The sequence below is a fragment of the Massilia sp. BSC265 genome, from assembly GCF_000740675.1.
Classification (GTDB): Bacteria; Pseudomonadota; Gammaproteobacteria; order Burkholderiales; family Burkholderiaceae_D; genus Telluria.
Genome location: NZ_JPXI01000034.1, coordinates 36640 through 51154 on the forward strand (window position 1 = coordinate 36640; position 14515 = coordinate 51154).

Consider the following 14515-nt stretch of genomic DNA (forward strand, 5'->3'; position numbering starts at 1 on the left):
CCGCGAATGGCAGACATGCGGAACGCGAACTGTCATTGCGGTGCAACATCGGTGATAATGGCGGCCCATACCCAGTAGTACCTTTCACGTTCCCGGATGTTGCCACCACAAGTGCCAGCTTCCGGCGACGCTGACGCCCCGACCTTGACCATGCATCGTGAGGAAAATGAAGCATCATCTTCTGCCCGGCTCGACTTCCTACCGTGTTGACGGATGCCTCCTGCATGCGTGGGCGCACGTGTCGGCACATGTGTCGAGTATCGAGGTGGCGCGATGATGCAGGGCGCGTGGCAAGCGCAGGCCGCCCAGGGCAAGAAGGTGGTCTCGATCAAGCCGCACACCCTGTTCGACGACGTCTACGGCATCACGGTGGGCGTGCTGTTCGTCGCGATGGGCGTCCTCCTGCTGCAGGCCGCGGGCCTGATCACCGGCGGCGTGGCCGGCATCTCGCTGCTGGTCTCCTACGTGTCCGGCCATTCGGTCGGCCTGCTGTTCATGCTCATCAACCTGCCGTTCTTCCTGTTCGGCTACCTGTTCATGGGCGCGCGCTTCACCATCAAGTCCCTGGTCGGCAGCATCCTGATCATGGCGATGCTCAAGCTGATGCCGAACGGCCTCGTGATCGGCCACATCCACCCGATGGTCGCGGCCTTGGGCGGGGGCACCTTCTGCGGCATGGGCATCCTGGCACTGGCGCGCCATGGCGCAGGCGTGGGCGGCACCGGCATCGTCACGCTGTGGCTGCAGAAGAAGTACGCCATCAATGCGGGCCGCACCCAGGTGGCGATCGACGGCGTCATCCTGCTGGCGGCGCTGGCGATCGTCTCGCCGGGCCTGGTGGGCTGGTCTTCCCTGAGCGCGGTTGCCATGAGCAGCATGGTCATGGCCTGGCACCGCCCGGGCCGCTATTTTGGCAACTGAGTTGGCAACTGAGCGGCGCTCTGGAATCCTGAGGGCTTGAACCAGCCGTACTCCCAGCCCCACGGCATGTCGGTCTCGCCCAGCACCCGCCGGGCGAGTTCGGGGTAGATCCGCTCGGCGCGTACGTCGTTCGCCAGCATCACCACGCAACGCTGGCCGCGCTCCAGGCACAGCACCATATTGCCGGTGCTGTCGTTGTGTCCCCCCTTGAACCAGGCCGGCCCGCTGCGGTCGACGAATGCCACCACACCCAGGCCTGCCGCCAGCGACTGTGGCCAGATGGCTGGCGCAGCGGTGAGCGTCGGGAACTGGCTGGCGGAGCCGATCGGCAGCCAGGCTTTCACCATCATGGCGCGCGATGCCGTGCTCAATCCTTCTCCCCGTACCACACCCGCCCACAGGCGGGCCTGATCCTCGATGGTGGTGTCCATCGAGCCTGCGGCGCTTGGGCGGCTGCGTTCGTCGTGCGGCTCCATCCTGCCGTCCAGCGTGTAGCCGTCGGCCAGGTTGGCGGCGAAGTCCGGGCGCCACGCCATGCTGGTGTTGCGCATGCCGAAGCGGTCGAACACGCGGCGCTGCATTTCCCTGCCCGTATCGAGGCCCAGGCCGCGCTCGACGACCAGCTGCAGGATATAAAAGCCTTCGCCCGAATAGGCGTAGCGCGTGCCCGGATCGAAGTGGAAGCGCAGCTTGCGGTCTGGCTCGACCCAGCGGAAGTTGGCCAAGCCGGACGAATGCGTGAGCAGGATGCGCGGTGTCAGTGCGCGCCAGCGTTCGTCCTCCGCCAGGTCCGAGAAATCCCAGGGCTGCCTGTCGTAGGCGGGCAGGGCTTGCGGGAGCAGGGCGGTCAGGGGCGCATCCAGGTCGAGCTTTCCTTCGTCCACCAGCTGCAGCAGCATGTAGGCAAAGGCGGCCTTGGTGAGCGAGGCACCGTACATGACCGTCTGCGGCATGAGCGGAAGGTCGCGCTCCACGTTGCGCTTGCCGTAGGTCTTCACGCTCATAACCTGGCCGCGGTCGATCACGGCCAGCGCCAGTCCCTGTACGTTCTCGCGCGCCATCAGGCGGCGCACCTCGTCGTCGGGCACGACGGAGGCAGAAGGCGTGGCAGCGCATCCGCACAGAAGGCAGGCCAGCACGCACAGTGCTGTCTTCATTGGCGCTCCCGGAATGGTCTTGGTCCGCTCACGGTACACCAGCAGGGCTGCTCGTAGTCGGAACGACTGCGCGAACACTTCCTTGATCCACTCCACGAACACGCGCACGCGCGGCGACAGCTGGCGGCTTTGGGGGTAGAGCACCGAGACCGGCGGCGCGGGCGGCGGCATGGTCGGCAGAACCACCTCCAGGCGGCCGCGGCACAGCTCTTCGTCGATGCGGTAGCGCGGCATCTGCAGGTCTTCGGCCGCCAGGGTAAAGCTACGGCGCTCGACAATGCGCGTGAAGATGCGCATTTCCTGGAAGCGGTCCATCTGGGTTGTCATGGATTGTTTTCCTAAAAAGAATAATTGGCCCCAGTGTAGCCAGTCCGTTCACTTTGACGATGAGCTCTTGCGAACGAAGCGTGCATTTTTGTTGCACCGGCAAGAACGGCATCACGCTCGCGGCCGCGGTCTGATGCTGCTACCATTTCTTGCATGTCCGAAATCACCCAACTCATTGCCACCCTCAAGCGCGAACTCAAGCAGCAGGGCAAGACCTACCGCGACGTCGCCGAGGCCCTCGGTCTGTCCGAACCGAGCGTCAAGCGCCTGTTCGCCACCGAGCAGTTCACCCTGGAGCGCCTGGTCGAGATTTGTGGCCTGCTGGGCCTGACGCTCGCCGAACTGGCCCAGGAAGCGGGACAGGGATACCAGCGGCTGCGCACCCTCAGCCCGGCGCAGGAGCGCGAACTGGTGTCCGACGCGCGCCTGTTGCTGGTGGCGGTGTGCGCGCTGAACCACTGGACCATGGCCGAGATGCTGCAGGCCTACCGCCTGAGCGAAGCCGAATGCGTGCAGCAGCTGCTGCGCCTGGACCGGCTGGAATTGATCACGCTCCTGCCCGGCAACCGCATCCGCCTGAACGTGGCGCGCGACTTCGACTGGCTGCCGGGCGGGCCGATCCGCCAGTACTTCCGCGAGCAGGGCATGCCCGAGTTCATCGACAGCGCCTTCGGGCAGCCGGGCGATACGCTGGACTTCGTCCACGGGATGCTGACGGAGAGCGCGCGCGCCAAGCTGCAGGCCGAATTGCGGCAGCTGCGGGCGCGCTTCGCCCAGCTGCATGAGGAAAGCCTGGCGGCGCCCCTGCCGCAGCGCTGCGGTACCGGGCTGCTGCTGGCCTTGCGGGGGTGGGAGCCGGCGGCGTTCGCGGCCCTGCGGCGCTCGCGCAGCTGAGGTCGGTAGATGGCATCTGGGCAAGAATAGGCAGCCCGCCGACAACAAGTGGCACCGGGTCCCCTCCGGTTTTGTGAAAACCTCTTGTGCCCACTCATTCTACGGTGTAGAACCTTAAGCAAGCGGAAGAGCTCGGCTCAGAAGGACGCGTTGCCGCCTTTTCGGGGACCGTATGGATGAGTGCTGTCTTATGTGCGCTGGTAGACAGATCAGTTCGCCAAAGAAGGGAATGATGGCTTCAGAGAGGGAATGACGCCATGAAGATGTCAATCGTCGCATGCGCCGTGCTCGGAACGAGCGCGGCCTGCGCCTCGGCCGGGAATGCGGCTGCTCCTGAGGGGGGCACCGATGCGCGCGAGGCGGTCAGGGAAGTCAGGGACGCCGGCTGCGGCAAGGGCTGCGCGGCGCCGTCCGCGGACGCCGGTGCCAGGGGCACGACCCCGCAGGGCGGGAACGCCCCGGGCCGCACCGGCGATGCAACGGCGATCTTCACGCTGGAAACCGCGCATGAAGCGGAACAGCGCCGGCACGCGAACGAATCCCGGGCCCTGAGCGTGGGCCGCCAGTACAACCTGGAATTCCGTGCGCTGGCCGACGTCGGCGACCCTTTCCATGGCGGCCTGGCCGGCAGCGGCACCGGCGTCAACGACGCGCGCCGCAGCAGCGACAGCGTCACCTACCAGGGCCGCTTCAACGGGTTCACGGCCGGCTCGTCCTGGGGCAAGGGCGACATCGACGGCTCGCCTTCGGGTCGCGCCTGGGGCATGACGGTCGGCTTCAGCGCGGGTCCGTTCACGATCCGTGCGGCGCACCAGAACCGCAATGTGGCCAAGGTCACCCGCATCAACCCGGTCGACATCAGCATGGCCGCGAAGAATTCCATCATCGCCGCCAACATGCGCTTCGACTGGGGCACCGCCTACACGGCCTACAGCGCCAACCGCGGCTGGGGCAGTTCGCCGCTGTTCAACCCGGACAATCCCTACGGCGCCGGCATCACCAGCACCCCGTCCACCGACAGCCGCGACGTGCTGGCCGGGGTCGCGGTGCCGCTCAGCCATGCGACCACGCTGCTGGCTTCCTACATCCGCAAGAACGACCGCGACCCGGCCAACCGCGACGCGCGCCAGATCGCGGTCGGCGCCACCTATGCGATCTCGCGCAAGCTTGATTTCTATGCCGCGTACTCGCACATCCGGCACCAGAGCGGCGTCCAGAACGCCGGCGTGCGCGAAGGCGGCGGCGGGGCGGTCAATGTGGGGATGCGGCGAGCTTTCTGAGAGTGGGTCGCGTCCCTGCGGCGCGACGCGATGCCGTAAAAAACGTTAGCCTGTCCCCCATGGCTTAACCACGTTTTGGAGGCAATATGACAGGCGCAAGCACACTTGATCCGGACAACTTCCCGGAACGTCCAGACCGTAGTCTCGGCAAGGGACACGGCATCGATTCGCTCGGCCCGAGCGACATTTCCGACACCGGCAGCGACGTGGTCGGCGGCCCCGGCTTTGCCGAAGCGCTCGACCCGGACCAGATGCTCGAGTTCGACCAGGGCACCACCTCGGACATGGAAGAAAGCCACGCCGGCGGCACCGCCGGGCCCGATGTCGGCGACGCCGACTTCTCGGGCGACAGCGACATGGGCGGCACCGGCGAGCGCGCCGCAGCCGGGCGCGACAATGTCAGCAAGGACGGTGCCGACATCGACACCGACCAGGTGGTGTCCATCCCCGACCTGCCCTTGACCGAGGAGGACACCGACTTCTTAACGAGCAAACCGCCGCGAGAGGCTGAAGGCGGCCAGTAAGGCCCCGCCGCCCACCAGGGCGGTGGTCAAGGGCGAGGCGCGCAGGCTGGTGCTGGTGTAGACGCTGCGCTCGTGCACCGTGCGCGCCATGCCTTCGCGCTGGCGCAGTTCGGTCGACGGATCGGGCTTGTAAAGGGCATCGCGGCGGTTCGGCGCGGTCGGCAGGTCGGACTTCTGCTGCCTGAACATCGTCGCGTTCATGAAGTGGTCCATCAGGCGCGGCATCAGTTTCGCGCCCGTTGCGATCATCTTCGACCCGCCGCCGGCATACGCGTCGCGCTTCGGGTGTTCGGCGCAATACAGGATGGCGTCGGCTACCACTTCCGGAGCGTAGATCGGCGGGGGCAGCGCAGGTTCCTTCTCCATGTAGTTCCTGGCGTGCACCGCGAACATGGTGTCGATTGCCGCCGGTCGTACCAGCGTGACGGCCAGCGGCGCGCCTTCCTTCTCCAGTTCCATGCGCAGCGCATCGGTGAAGCCCTTCACCGCATGCTTCGAGGCCGCGTACATGCCCTGCATCGGGATCGCACGTTCCGACACCTCGCTGCCCACGTTGATGATGGCGCCGCCGCCGCGGTGCTTCATGCGGCGCACCGCTTCCAGGGAGCCGTTGACGGTGCCCCAGAAGTTGGTCTGGAACAGGCGGTGATGGTCTTCCGGCTTCACCTCTTCCAGGCGGCCGAATACCGAGATGCCGGCATTGTTGACCCAGGTATCGATGCGGCCGAAGCGCGCGATCGCCTTCTCGCCAATCTTCTCGACGTCCGCGATGTCACCGACGTCGGCGGCGACGGTCTCGACCATGACGCCCTTGCTGCGCAGTTCGCTCGCCAGTTCGTCGAGGGCATCCTTGCTGCGCGCGGCCAGCACCAGGCGGGCGCCGCGCGCGGCGGCCATGCGGGCGGTGGTCAGGCCGATGCCGCTGGTGGCGCCGGTGATGACCATGACCTGATCGTGGAGTTTCCTGAGTCTAATTGCCATGACGTGATCCTTTTCAAGGTGGGTGAAGAGGACTGCCCGCGGCGTCGGCCGCAGGGACAGGCCGTTGTTGAACGGTCACTATGCTAGCCCGGCTGGGAAATCCGGCGTTTTCGCTTGCCTCTTAGATACTTTTTGTCTTGCCAGGGCGCCGTGCTTCTGGAGTGCGGCCGACTCTTGCGAACCGCGATCATGACCGGCTACGAACCCATGCTGTATTGGGGCGAGCCGGAAAACTGGGCGCTGGAGGACGGGGACGTGCTGGTGCTGGTCGTGGACAGGGTGCGCTCGGTGCGCGTCGCACCATTGCCGGCGCCGGGCGCGCATTCGGCCGAGGGCGAGAACATCGCGATGGGCATCGGGCGCGGGACGATCGAGACCGGGGACGGTTGCTACCGCTTTGGCGCCGGGCTCGACGAGGACAGGGCCAGGGTCACGGCGGCGCGGATCGCCGCCTAGTGCGGCCTGCGGCAAGTCGGGCCGCAGTGGCAGGCGACGCCGGCCACCCGTGAGGATGCCGGCTTATCTGCCCGGTGAACTGCCCGGTGATCTGCCCGATGATCTGCCCGGTTAGCGGCCCGGCTGGTAGATCTGGTCGAACAGCCCGCCGTCCGCGAAGTGCGCTTTCTGCGCCTGGGTCCAGCCACCCAGCTCCGAAATCGGGAACAGCTTCACGTTCGCGAACTGCGATGCGTACTTCTTGGCGAACTTGTCCACCGCCGGACGGTAGTAGTTCTTGGCCACGATGTCCTGGCCTTCGTCGGTGTACAGGAACTCGAGGTAGGCCTGCGCCACCTTGCGGGTACCCTTCTTGTCGACGTTCTTGTCGACCACGGCCACCGGCGGCTCGGCCAGGATGCTGATCGACGGCGCCACGATCTCGAACTTGTCCGGGCCCAGTTCGCGCAGGGCCAGCAGCGCTTCGTTCTCCCAGGCCAGCAGCACGTCGCCGATGCCGCGCTCCACGAAGGTGGTGGTGGCGCCGCGGGCGCCCGAATCGAGCACCGGCACGTTCTTGTACAGCCTGGTCAGGTAATCCTTGGCGGTGCTGGGGGAAGCGCCCGGCTGGCGCAGCGCATAGCCGTAGGCAGCCAGGTGGTTCCAGCGCGCGCCGCCCGAGGTTTTCGGGTTCGGCGTGATCACGGCCACGCCCGGCCTGACCAGGTCGCCCCAGTCGCGGATCTTCTTCGGATTACCCTTGCGCACCAGGAACACGATGGTCGAGGTATAGGGCGAGCTGCGGTGAGCCAGGCGCTCCTGCCAGCCGGGCGCAATCAAACCTTTTTGGCTGATAGCATCGATATCATAGGCCAGCGCCAGCGTGACGACGTCGGCCGACAGGCCGTCGATGACGGCACGGGCTTGCTTGCCCGAGCCGCCGTGCGACTGCTTGACCGTGACCTTGTCGCCGGTCTTTGCCTTCCAGTGGCGGGCAAACGCGGCGTCGATATCCTGGTAGAGCTCGCGGGTCGGGTCGTAGGACACGTTGAGCAGGCTGACATCCGCTGCTGCGGCAGGCTGGCTCAGCACGGGTGCCAGCAGAGGAGCGGTCAAAGCCAGTGCAGCCAGCGAGCGAAGGAAGGTTTTGCGAAGCATTTTTCGTTCTTTCAGAGGGCAGTGTGGAGCCTCTAGATTACGGCTCAGTTCCGCCTGAAGGAACGAATTAAATCGCCTAACAATATGCGATTTTTTTCGAGCGTGCTTCGAGCGCCTAACAATTCCCCCGATGGCTACGTTGCATCGTCTCGCCGTACTAGCGTACTGTCTTCGACGATGCGCCTTGCCCTCGGGTTTTGTTAGACGCTCTCAGTGTGCCTTCGACAGGATGAGCAGCCAACGCTTGAACAGCAACACTTCAAGGTGACCTGGCTCGACGCCGGTATCGCATTCGACGATCGGATTCACCGCATAGAAACGCTTGCGGAAATCACGGGTGATCAGGAGTTCACGACGGCCGAGTCGGACCATAAAAGGGACAGGTGCATATTCCAGGCCGAAGTTGTTGTTCAGAGTGGTCATGGTGTTTCCTTTTATTAAAATCGTTGAAGTGAGTAAAGAATATCACAACCACTGTATAAATCTACAGGTACTGTGTGGATATACAGTAAATTCTCATTGTTGTGGTTTTTTCGCCAATAGGCCACATATGGAGGCTCATCGGCAAAACCATTCGGTCCAAGCATGACGAAAGATATCCTTCCCCGGCTCCGACGTTTCACCGCCTCGCGTTTTTCGCCCGAAGGCGAGTATGGCCTGCACCTGACCGCCGGCGTCGCGATGCTCCTGATCGCGACGGCGGTCTTCGCCCACATGGCCGGCGCCGTCGTGGCCGGCGCCCCGATCACCCAGCTCGACGTGGAAGTGGCCAATTGGCTGCATGCGCATGCCCGCGCCAATGATGGCCTGCGCGGGTTCCTGCTGGTGCTCACCCACGTGCACGGCACGCCCGGCATCCTGGCGATGGCGCTGCTCGTCGGCATCTGGCTGTTCAGGCGCGGCCAGCGCTACTGGATCCTGGCGCTGGTGGCCAGCGTGCCGGGCGGTCAGATCCTGAACGTGCTGCTGAAGCACACCTTCGAGCGCGCCCGCCCGCATTTCGTCGAGCCGATACTGGAACTGAGCACCTACAGCTTCCCCAGCGGTCACGCGATGGGGGCGACGGTGCTGTACGGCTTCATCGCCTGCTATGCGGCGCGCCACGCGCGCTCCTGGTGGGGCCGGGTATTGCCTTTTGTACTGGCCTTGCTCATGGTGGCGACAGTTGCGTTCTCCAGGATGTATCTTGGAGTCCACTACTTGTCCGACGTGCTCGCCGCGGCGGCCGAGGGTTGCGGCTGGCTGGCGATCTGCATCGCCGGCGCCGCCACCCTCAACCGGCGCAAGCGGGCGCGCGCGCGGCTGGCCGGCCGACCGGTCGAGCCGCAGGACATCTGAATAGAACGGGGAAAAGGATGCGCACTCTCGTACACCTGTCGGACCTGCATTTCGGCCGCGTCGACCACACTTTATTGGCGCCACTGCGCGCACTCGTCGAGCGCATCGACCCGGACGTGCTGGTGGTCTCCGGCGACCTGACCCAGCGCGCCAGGCCGGAACAGTTCGAAGAGGCGCGGGCTTACCTCGACACCCTGCCGGGCCCGCAGATCATCGTGCCGGGGAACCACGATATCTCGCTGTACAACGTGTTCCGGCGCTTCGTGAAGCCGCTCGAGCGCTACAAACGCTACATCACGGACGACCTCGACCCGTTCTACCTCGATGACGAGATCGCCGTGGTGGGCGTCAACACCGCGCGTTCGTTCACGATCAAGGACGGCAAGGTAAGCCGCGACCAGCTGGCGACCGTGCGCCAGCAGCTGGCGGGCGTCCGGCCTGAGGTCACGCGCATCATCGTGGCCCACCACCCCTTCGACCTGCCCGATCATTTCGAGGAGCGCGACCTGGTGAACAGGGCGCCGCGGGCCATGGAGGCCTTTTCCGAGTGCGGGGTGGACATCCTGATGGGCGGGCACATGCATGCCAGCCATGCGGGCAGCACGGCCGCGCGTTACCAGCTGAGCGAGTACGCGGCGCTGGTGGTGCAGGCGGGCACGGCGACCTCGACCCGGGGACGGGGCGAGGTGAACTCCTTCAACGTGCTGCGGGTGGAGCCGCAGAAGGTCGAGATCGACCGCTACGGATGGGACGTGGTGCATGGGCACTTCGAGGTGGTGGCCACCGAGAAGTTCATGCGGACGGGGAACGTGTGGACGCCGCACATCGACGGGCTGATGGCGGCGGGGCTGTGATGCTTTCCGTAGCGTGGGCGGCTTCGCCGCCCACGCGGTGATCGTTATCCGGTGAGTAATGCAGCGCGTTGATCTCGCCCTTGGTTGACCGCGTGGGCGGGAGACCCGCCCACCCTACGATTAAATCCAATATTCCGCCAGCCGCCCCATGAACTCACGGATCCGGTTCTTCCACGGCCGGTTGCGCCACTGCTCCAGCGTCACCTGCTTCGAGCTGCGCAGGTCCTCGTTGAAGGCGGCTTCCATGTCCTTGCCGAAGGCCGGATCCAGCACCACCACGTTCAGTTCGTAGTTGTGGATGAAGCTGCGCCGGTCGATGTTGGCCGAGCCGATGGTCGACCAGATGCCGTCGATCACGGCCGTCTTGGCATGCAGCACCGCCACCTGCAGCTGGTAGATCTTCACGCCCCCTTCGAGCAGCTGGTCGTAGAACGCCTGCCCTGCGTACTTGATGAAGTTGTGGTCCGACACTCCCGGCAGTACCAGCTTGACGTCCACGCCGCGTTTCGCGGCCGCGACCAGGGAGTCGACGATCTGCTGGTCCGGCACGAAGTAGGCCGAGGTGATGTGGATCGAGGTCTTGGCCTCGTTCATGGCCACCATCAGCGACTTGTAGATTTCCGAATCGCGGTCCGGGGTCGTGGCCAGGACGCGCATCACCTTGTCGCCAACCGGCGCGAGGCGCGGGAAGTACTCGCTAGGGGGCAGTTCGCCCGCATCCTGGCGCACCCAGTTGTCGATGAAGGCGTACTGCAGGGCCGCCACGGCCGGACCCTCGATGCGGATGTGGGTGTCGCGCCAGCCCACCTGCCCGGCGTCGACCGTGTGCGGCTTCTTGCGCGAGCGGAACAGCGAGCTGTTGGCGTAGGTCTCGCTGATGTTGATGCCGCCCGTGAATCCGATCTTGCCGTCCACCACCATGATCTTGCGGTGGTCGCGGTTGTTCAGCTGCCAGGTGCCGGGGCGCTGCAGGGGATTGACCGGATTGAAGATCACGACATTGACGCCGGCCGCGCGCAGGCGCTCGAAGAATTCCCTGGGCGTCGTCAGGGTGCCGACGCCATCGGCGATGATGTTGACGATCACGCCCTGGCGCCGCTTTTCCATCAGGAGTTCGGCGAACTGCAGGCCGATCGGGTCCTGGTCGAAGATATAGGTCTCCAGGTTGATCGAGCTCCTGGCGTCGCGCGCGGCGGCCATCATGTCGCGCATCGTGGCGGGGCCGTCGAACAGCAGGGTGACCTTGTTGCCGGGGATGAGCGGGGCGCCGGTCGCCTGCTCTTCCAGTATCGCGAGCTGCTTCAGGTCGGGCGAGGCGTTGGCCCAGCGCTTGCGCAGGAGCTGCGCCGCCTGCTTCGGATCCAGCATGCCGCGCGGCGTGGCCACCGTGGGCACGGCCTTGGCCGGGTCCGCGGGCAGGGAGTTCGCGTCCGGCAGCGACTTGCACGAGGCGACCACGCAGACGAAGGCCAGGAAGGCCAGGATGGAAGTCAGGCGCTTGTTCTTCATTTCGTGTCCCTCACGATGAGTTCGCTACCAGGGAGATGGTCCTTCGGACCGAGGAAAAATTCAACCGGGGCGGTGATGAAGCGTCGGCCCAGGGCCTGCAGCAGCAGGATGCCGCGCTTGAAGCGGATCTTGCGCGCGCGCATCGCCACCCACAGCGCCAGTCCGAAGCTGACCAGGAGGTTGACGGTGCCGATCAGGGCCACGCCCGCGCTGGCATTGGCGATCTCGGCCCAGGACAGCGCGTAGTCGAGGCCGACCAGGGCGGTGGCGAAATTGGCGGTCGAGAAGGTGACGTGGCGGATGTCGAGCGGCAGGCCGAGCAGGAAACCGATGAATCCGGTCATGCCCAGCATGAAGCCGAAGAAGAAATTACCCATCAGGCTGCCCAGGTTGTCCTCGATGTAGCCGGCAAAGCGGTGGAGGCGCTCCGCGCCCAGCAGCCGGCGCAGGCGACGCAGCTGGCGCACGCGCTGGCCCATGCGGGTGTACAGGGCCTTGTTGTCGTAGTAGCCGGAGATCAGGCCGGCCACGAACAGCCAGACGCCGGCGATCGCGGCATAGAACAGGGCAGGGCTGTGAACTGGGTCGATGTCGTGCAGCAGGTGGTGGGCCTTGCGTGGGTCGACCATGTGGCTGCCGTTGATCATCTGGTAGCCGACCGCGATCAGCCAGGCCACCGGAAAGGCCAGCACCACGTTGCCGATCACGGCCACGATCTGGGTGCGGAATACCTTGGTGACGAGCGTCGCCAAGCTGTCGACGTCGAGCGCGCGGCCGTTGTCGGCTTTCTGCAGCGAGGCGGCGATGTGCTGCGCCGTCATGGCCGGCTGCTTCGTGGCAACGGTGAAGTGCAGCACGTAGATGAGGATGAATCCCAGCGAGTAGTTCAGGCTGAACAGAAAGGCCTCGACCAGGGGGGCCGTATGCAGGTAGCCCAGCATGATCTTGAACATCGCCATGAAACCGACGATGAAGCCGGCTCCCGAGGCCGCCACGAACATGTGGCGCAGGGCGCGCCGGGTCTCGGCGATGTAATGCTCGCCGGTGCGGCTGGCGTTTTCGGTGACGTTGCGGGCCAGCAGGTCGACGTTGTCGCGCAACAGGCCGCGGATGCGGTACTTGGCGTTGTGCGCCGAAATCAGCTCTTCCGCCAGCGCCACGGCGGCCAGGCGCCGGTCGCTCGCCACCGGCCGGTCCGGGTTGGCGGCGCGGCTGGCGACGGCTCCCAGGTCCACGCTCGGGGCGCTCGGCAGTGCGCCGCTGACGTCCACCAGGTAGAGCAGCTTGTGCAGGCGGTCGATGCTCTGCTGCAGGGCCACCAGCAGATAGGTCAGGGCCACGCTGGTGCCGCTGGACTGCGCGCCGCGGCGGATCTTGGCGACCACTTCGCCGCACTGGTCGAGCATCACCAACAGGTGGCGGGCATCCTCAGGCTGTTCGATCTTGCCGTCCAGGTAGCGGGCGTATTCGTCGAGGTAGCGGTTGACCTCGATGTTCTGCATCAGGAAGGGCGAATCGAAATCCTCGATCTCGCTGTAGCTGTGCACCAGGCGCGGCTCCAGGCCGAGCGCGCAGATGCGGCAGGACAGGGTGCGGATCGCATCCAGCAAGCCCATCAGCGTGACGTAGCGCGCCCGGTCGGGCGTCGCGTCCTGCGGTGGCGGGGCGTTGGCGATGACGTCGAACAGCTCCATCCACTCGGCAGTGGGGACCCGGCGGATCCAATCGTGGTCGTCCTCGTCGTACAGCACCTGGTCGAGCGCGTCCGACAGATAGAGGTCGTTCAATGCCGGCGGCAGGAAGCGGTAGGTGACCCGCCGTTTCAACTCGGTGACGAAACCGTCGTTCGAGAGGATGCCGATGTCGCTGTACAGGCTGGTATGGCGGCGGTGCTCGAGCATGGTCGTGATGTAGCGGCGCAGTGACCAGGCCTGCGTCGGATTGCCCTTCAACAGCTGGGTCAGCGTGCGCACGTTCTGCACCGGATCGTCCGCCTTTTGCCAGACCCAGCGATGGCGCGGGCGCAGGCATTCGACCAGGTCGACCAGGAGGTCGATACGGTCGCTGTCGGGATCGATCCGTTCGAGAATGTCGAGCATAGGCTGTGTTGGCTTTATAAAACCGTAGTGTACGCGAGGCATTGCGCCCGTATGGTTCGCCACCGAACAATGAACCCGCCGAAAGGGGTACACTGACGGGCTGTATCAATGCAAAACGAGGGATGCATGTACCTGACTTATTTCAATGGCGAGTGGACTGAAGGCAATGTGCCGCTCTATGGCGCGATGGACCATAGCCTGTGGCTCGGCTCGTCGGTCTTCGACGGCGCGCGTGCCGTGCGCGGCAAGCTGCCCGACCTGCGCCCGCACCTGGAGCGCGTGATCAGCTCCGCCGAGAAGCTCGGCCTGCGCTGCCCGCTGGGCGTGGACGAAATGGAAGCGCTGGTGCGCGAGGGCGTGGCCAAGTTCCCGCCTGATGCCGAGCTGTATATCCGCCCGCTGGTCTTCGGCACCGAGGGTTTCCTGGTTCCGGTGGCCGAGGCGAGCCAGTTCGCCCTGACCCTGTTCGACGCGCCGCTGCCGCCGTTCGTGGGCTTCTCGAGCTGCCTGTCGACCCTGCTCCGGCCGCAGCCGAGCATGGCGCCGACCGATGCCAAGGCCTCGGCCCTGTACGCCAACTCGACCCGCGCCATGCGCGAGGCCAAGGCGCGCGGCTTCGACCAGGCCATCATGCTCGATGCCGACGGCAAGGTCGCCGAGTTCGCGACCTCGAACCTGTTCCTCGTGACCGAGGATGGCGCCGTGGTGACGCCCAAGCTGAACGGCACCTTCCTGGCCGGCATCACCCGTGCGCGCGTGATCGCGCTGCTGGCCTCGGAAGGCGTGCACGTGGAAGAACGCAGCGTGGCACCGGAAGAACTCTTGAGCGCACGCGAAATCTTCAGCACCGGCAACTACGGCAAGGTGACGCCGTGCACGCGTTATGAAGACCGCACGCTGGAAGCCGGCCCGGTGGCGCGCCGTGCGCGTGAGCTGTACCTGGCGTTCACTGAAACCACCTGACGAACCCTGCCGTTCGTAGGGTGGGTGGGTCTCCCGCCCACGCGGTCAACTAGCCTGTGAATCACCGCGACAGAG

14 protein-coding genes and 1 pseudogene are annotated in these 14515 nt (G+C 65.5%); 8 read left to right on the plus strand and 7 right to left on the minus strand.

Going from position 1 to position 14515, the window contains the following annotated elements; all coding sequences use genetic code 11:
* The first annotated feature begins 273 nt into the window (after window positions 1-273).
* Window positions 274-921 (plus strand): YitT family protein, encoded by a 648-nt coding sequence (locus MA09_RS15260; RefSeq protein ID WP_036250276.1) that lies wholly within the window; start codon window positions 274-276, stop codon window positions 919-921.
* On the opposite strand, the gene MA09_RS15265 is transcribed toward MA09_RS15260, so the two are convergent.
* Both MA09_RS15265 and MA09_RS25330 read right to left on the minus strand, forming a co-directional pair.
* Window positions 906-2078, minus strand: a complete 1173-nt coding sequence (locus MA09_RS15265; RefSeq protein WP_051933510.1) for a serine hydrolase — start codon at window positions 2076-2078, stop codon at window positions 906-908. The two genes, MA09_RS15260 and MA09_RS15265, sit on opposite strands and share 16 nt — an antisense overlap.
* A gap of 72 nt (window positions 2079-2150) precedes the next feature.
* Window positions 2151-2318, minus strand: a pseudogene (locus MA09_RS25330) (LysR substrate-binding domain-containing protein); the annotation flags it as partial.
* 240 nt (window positions 2319-2558) lie between these two features.
* Between MA09_RS25330 and MA09_RS15270 the strand changes: the two are divergent.
* The 3 genes from MA09_RS15270 to MA09_RS15280 all read left to right on the plus strand — a co-directional run bounded on the left by MA09_RS15270 (window position 2559) and on the right by MA09_RS15280 (window position 5103).
* Window positions 2559-3299 carry a helix-turn-helix transcriptional regulator gene (locus MA09_RS15270; protein WP_036250279.1) on the plus strand — a complete coding sequence of 247 codons (741 nt, stop codon included), beginning with the start codon at window positions 2559-2561 and terminating at the stop codon, window positions 3297-3299.
* A gap of 257 nt (window positions 3300-3556) precedes the next feature.
* Entirely contained in the window at window positions 3557-4579 is a 1023-nt protein-coding gene (locus MA09_RS15275; RefSeq protein ID WP_036250282.1) for a porin, read from the plus strand.
* Between the two features lie 86 nt (window positions 4580-4665).
* Window positions 4666-5103 carry a hypothetical protein gene (locus MA09_RS15280; RefSeq protein WP_036250285.1) on the plus strand — a complete coding sequence of 146 codons (438 nt, stop codon included), beginning with the start codon at window positions 4666-4668 and terminating at the stop codon, window positions 5101-5103.
* Here MA09_RS15280 and MA09_RS15285 read toward each other — a convergent pair.
* On the minus strand, window positions 5062-6084 hold the full coding sequence (locus MA09_RS15285; protein ID WP_036250288.1) for an SDR family oxidoreductase: 1023 nt from the start codon (window positions 6082-6084) through the stop codon (window positions 5062-5064). The genes MA09_RS15280 and MA09_RS15285 overlap by 42 nt on opposite strands.
* 150 nt (window positions 6085-6234) lie before the next feature.
* Here MA09_RS15285 and MA09_RS15290 point away from each other — a divergent pair, with 150 nt between their 5' ends.
* The gene (locus MA09_RS15290) at window positions 6235-6540 is read left to right on the plus strand and encodes a hypothetical protein (RefSeq protein ID WP_152594673.1); all 306 of its coding nucleotides are present in this window, start codon (window positions 6235-6237) and stop codon (window positions 6538-6540) included.
* Window positions 6541-6651: 111 nt separating this feature from the next.
* Here MA09_RS15290 and MA09_RS15295 read toward each other — a convergent pair whose 3' ends face one another.
* Window positions 6652-7677, minus strand: a complete 1026-nt coding sequence (locus MA09_RS15295; protein WP_036250294.1) for a sulfate ABC transporter substrate-binding protein — start codon at window positions 7675-7677, stop codon at window positions 6652-6654.
* Between the two features lie 210 nt (window positions 7678-7887).
* Entirely contained in the window at window positions 7888-8100 is a 213-nt protein-coding gene (locus MA09_RS15300; protein WP_036250296.1) for a hypothetical protein, read from the minus strand.
* A 162-nt stretch (window positions 8101-8262) separates the two neighbouring features.
* Between MA09_RS15300 and MA09_RS15305 the strand changes: the two genes are divergently transcribed.
* Window positions 8263-9015: a phosphatase PAP2 family protein gene (locus MA09_RS15305; RefSeq protein ID WP_036250299.1), complete on the plus strand. Its 753-nt coding sequence runs from the start codon at window positions 8263-8265 to the stop codon at window positions 9013-9015.
* A 17-nt stretch (window positions 9016-9032) separates the two neighbouring features.
* Complete coding sequence (locus MA09_RS15310) at window positions 9033-9869, plus strand: metallophosphoesterase (RefSeq protein ID WP_036250302.1); 837 nt, start codon at window positions 9033-9035, stop codon at window positions 9867-9869.
* Between the two features lie 120 nt (window positions 9870-9989).
* On the opposite strand, the gene cls is transcribed toward MA09_RS15310, so the two are convergent.
* Together cls and MA09_RS15320 are read right to left on the minus strand one after the other, a co-directional pair.
* Window positions 9990-11378 (minus strand): cardiolipin synthase, encoded by a 1389-nt coding sequence (gene cls, locus MA09_RS15315; protein WP_036250304.1) that lies wholly within the window; start codon window positions 11376-11378, stop codon window positions 9990-9992.
* The gene (locus tag MA09_RS15320; RefSeq protein WP_036250307.1) at window positions 11375-13477 is read right to left on the minus strand and encodes a site-specific recombinase; all 2103 of its coding nucleotides are present in this window, start codon (window positions 13475-13477) and stop codon (window positions 11375-11377) included. The genes cls and MA09_RS15320 overlap by 4 nt, the downstream gene beginning before the upstream one ends.
* 126 nt (window positions 13478-13603) lie before the next feature.
* On the opposite strand from MA09_RS15320, the gene MA09_RS15325 reads away from it, so the two are divergent.
* Entirely contained in the window at window positions 13604-14440 is an 837-nt protein-coding gene (locus tag MA09_RS15325; protein ID WP_036250309.1) for a branched-chain amino acid aminotransferase, read from the plus strand.
* Window positions 14441-14515 lie beyond the last annotated feature (75 nt).

Excerpts from the sequence above, each read along its gene's own strand:
- MA09_RS15285 (WP_036250288.1), bottom strand. The coding sequence starts at position 6,084 with ATGGCAATTAGACTCAGGAAACTCCACGATCAGGTCATGGTCATCACC.
- MA09_RS15280 (WP_036250285.1), top strand. The coding sequence starts at position 4,666 with ATGACAGGCGCAAGCACACTTGATCCGGACAACTTCCCGGAACGTCCA.
- MA09_RS15325 (WP_036250309.1), top strand. The coding sequence starts at position 13,604 with ATGTACCTGACTTATTTCAATGGCGAGTGGACTGAAGGCAATGTGCCG.
- MA09_RS15320 (WP_036250307.1), bottom strand. The coding sequence starts at position 13,477 with ATGCTCGACATTCTCGAACGGATCGATCCCGACAGCGACCGTATCGAC.
- MA09_RS15275 (WP_036250282.1), top strand. The coding sequence starts at position 3,557 with ATGAAGATGTCAATCGTCGCATGCGCCGTGCTCGGAACGAGCGCGGCC.
- MA09_RS15305 (WP_036250299.1), top strand. The coding sequence starts at position 8,263 with ATGACGAAAGATATCCTTCCCCGGCTCCGACGTTTCACCGCCTCGCGT.
- MA09_RS15310 (WP_036250302.1), top strand. The coding sequence starts at position 9,033 with ATGCGCACTCTCGTACACCTGTCGGACCTGCATTTCGGCCGCGTCGAC.
- MA09_RS15265 (WP_051933510.1), bottom strand. The coding sequence starts at position 2,078 with ATGAAGACAGCACTGTGCGTGCTGGCCTGCCTTCTGTGCGGATGCGCT.
- MA09_RS15295 (WP_036250294.1), bottom strand. The coding sequence starts at position 7,677 with ATGCTTCGCAAAACCTTCCTTCGCTCGCTGGCTGCACTGGCTTTGACC.
- cls (WP_036250304.1), bottom strand. The coding sequence starts at position 11,378 with ATGAAGAACAAGCGCCTGACTTCCATCCTGGCCTTCCTGGCCTTCGTC.
- MA09_RS15260 (WP_036250276.1), top strand. The coding sequence starts at position 274 with ATGATGCAGGGCGCGTGGCAAGCGCAGGCCGCCCAGGGCAAGAAGGTG.
- MA09_RS15270 (WP_036250279.1), top strand. The coding sequence starts at position 2,559 with ATGTCCGAAATCACCCAACTCATTGCCACCCTCAAGCGCGAACTCAAG.
- MA09_RS15300 (WP_036250296.1), bottom strand. The coding sequence starts at position 8,100 with ATGACCACTCTGAACAACAACTTCGGCCTGGAATATGCACCTGTCCCT.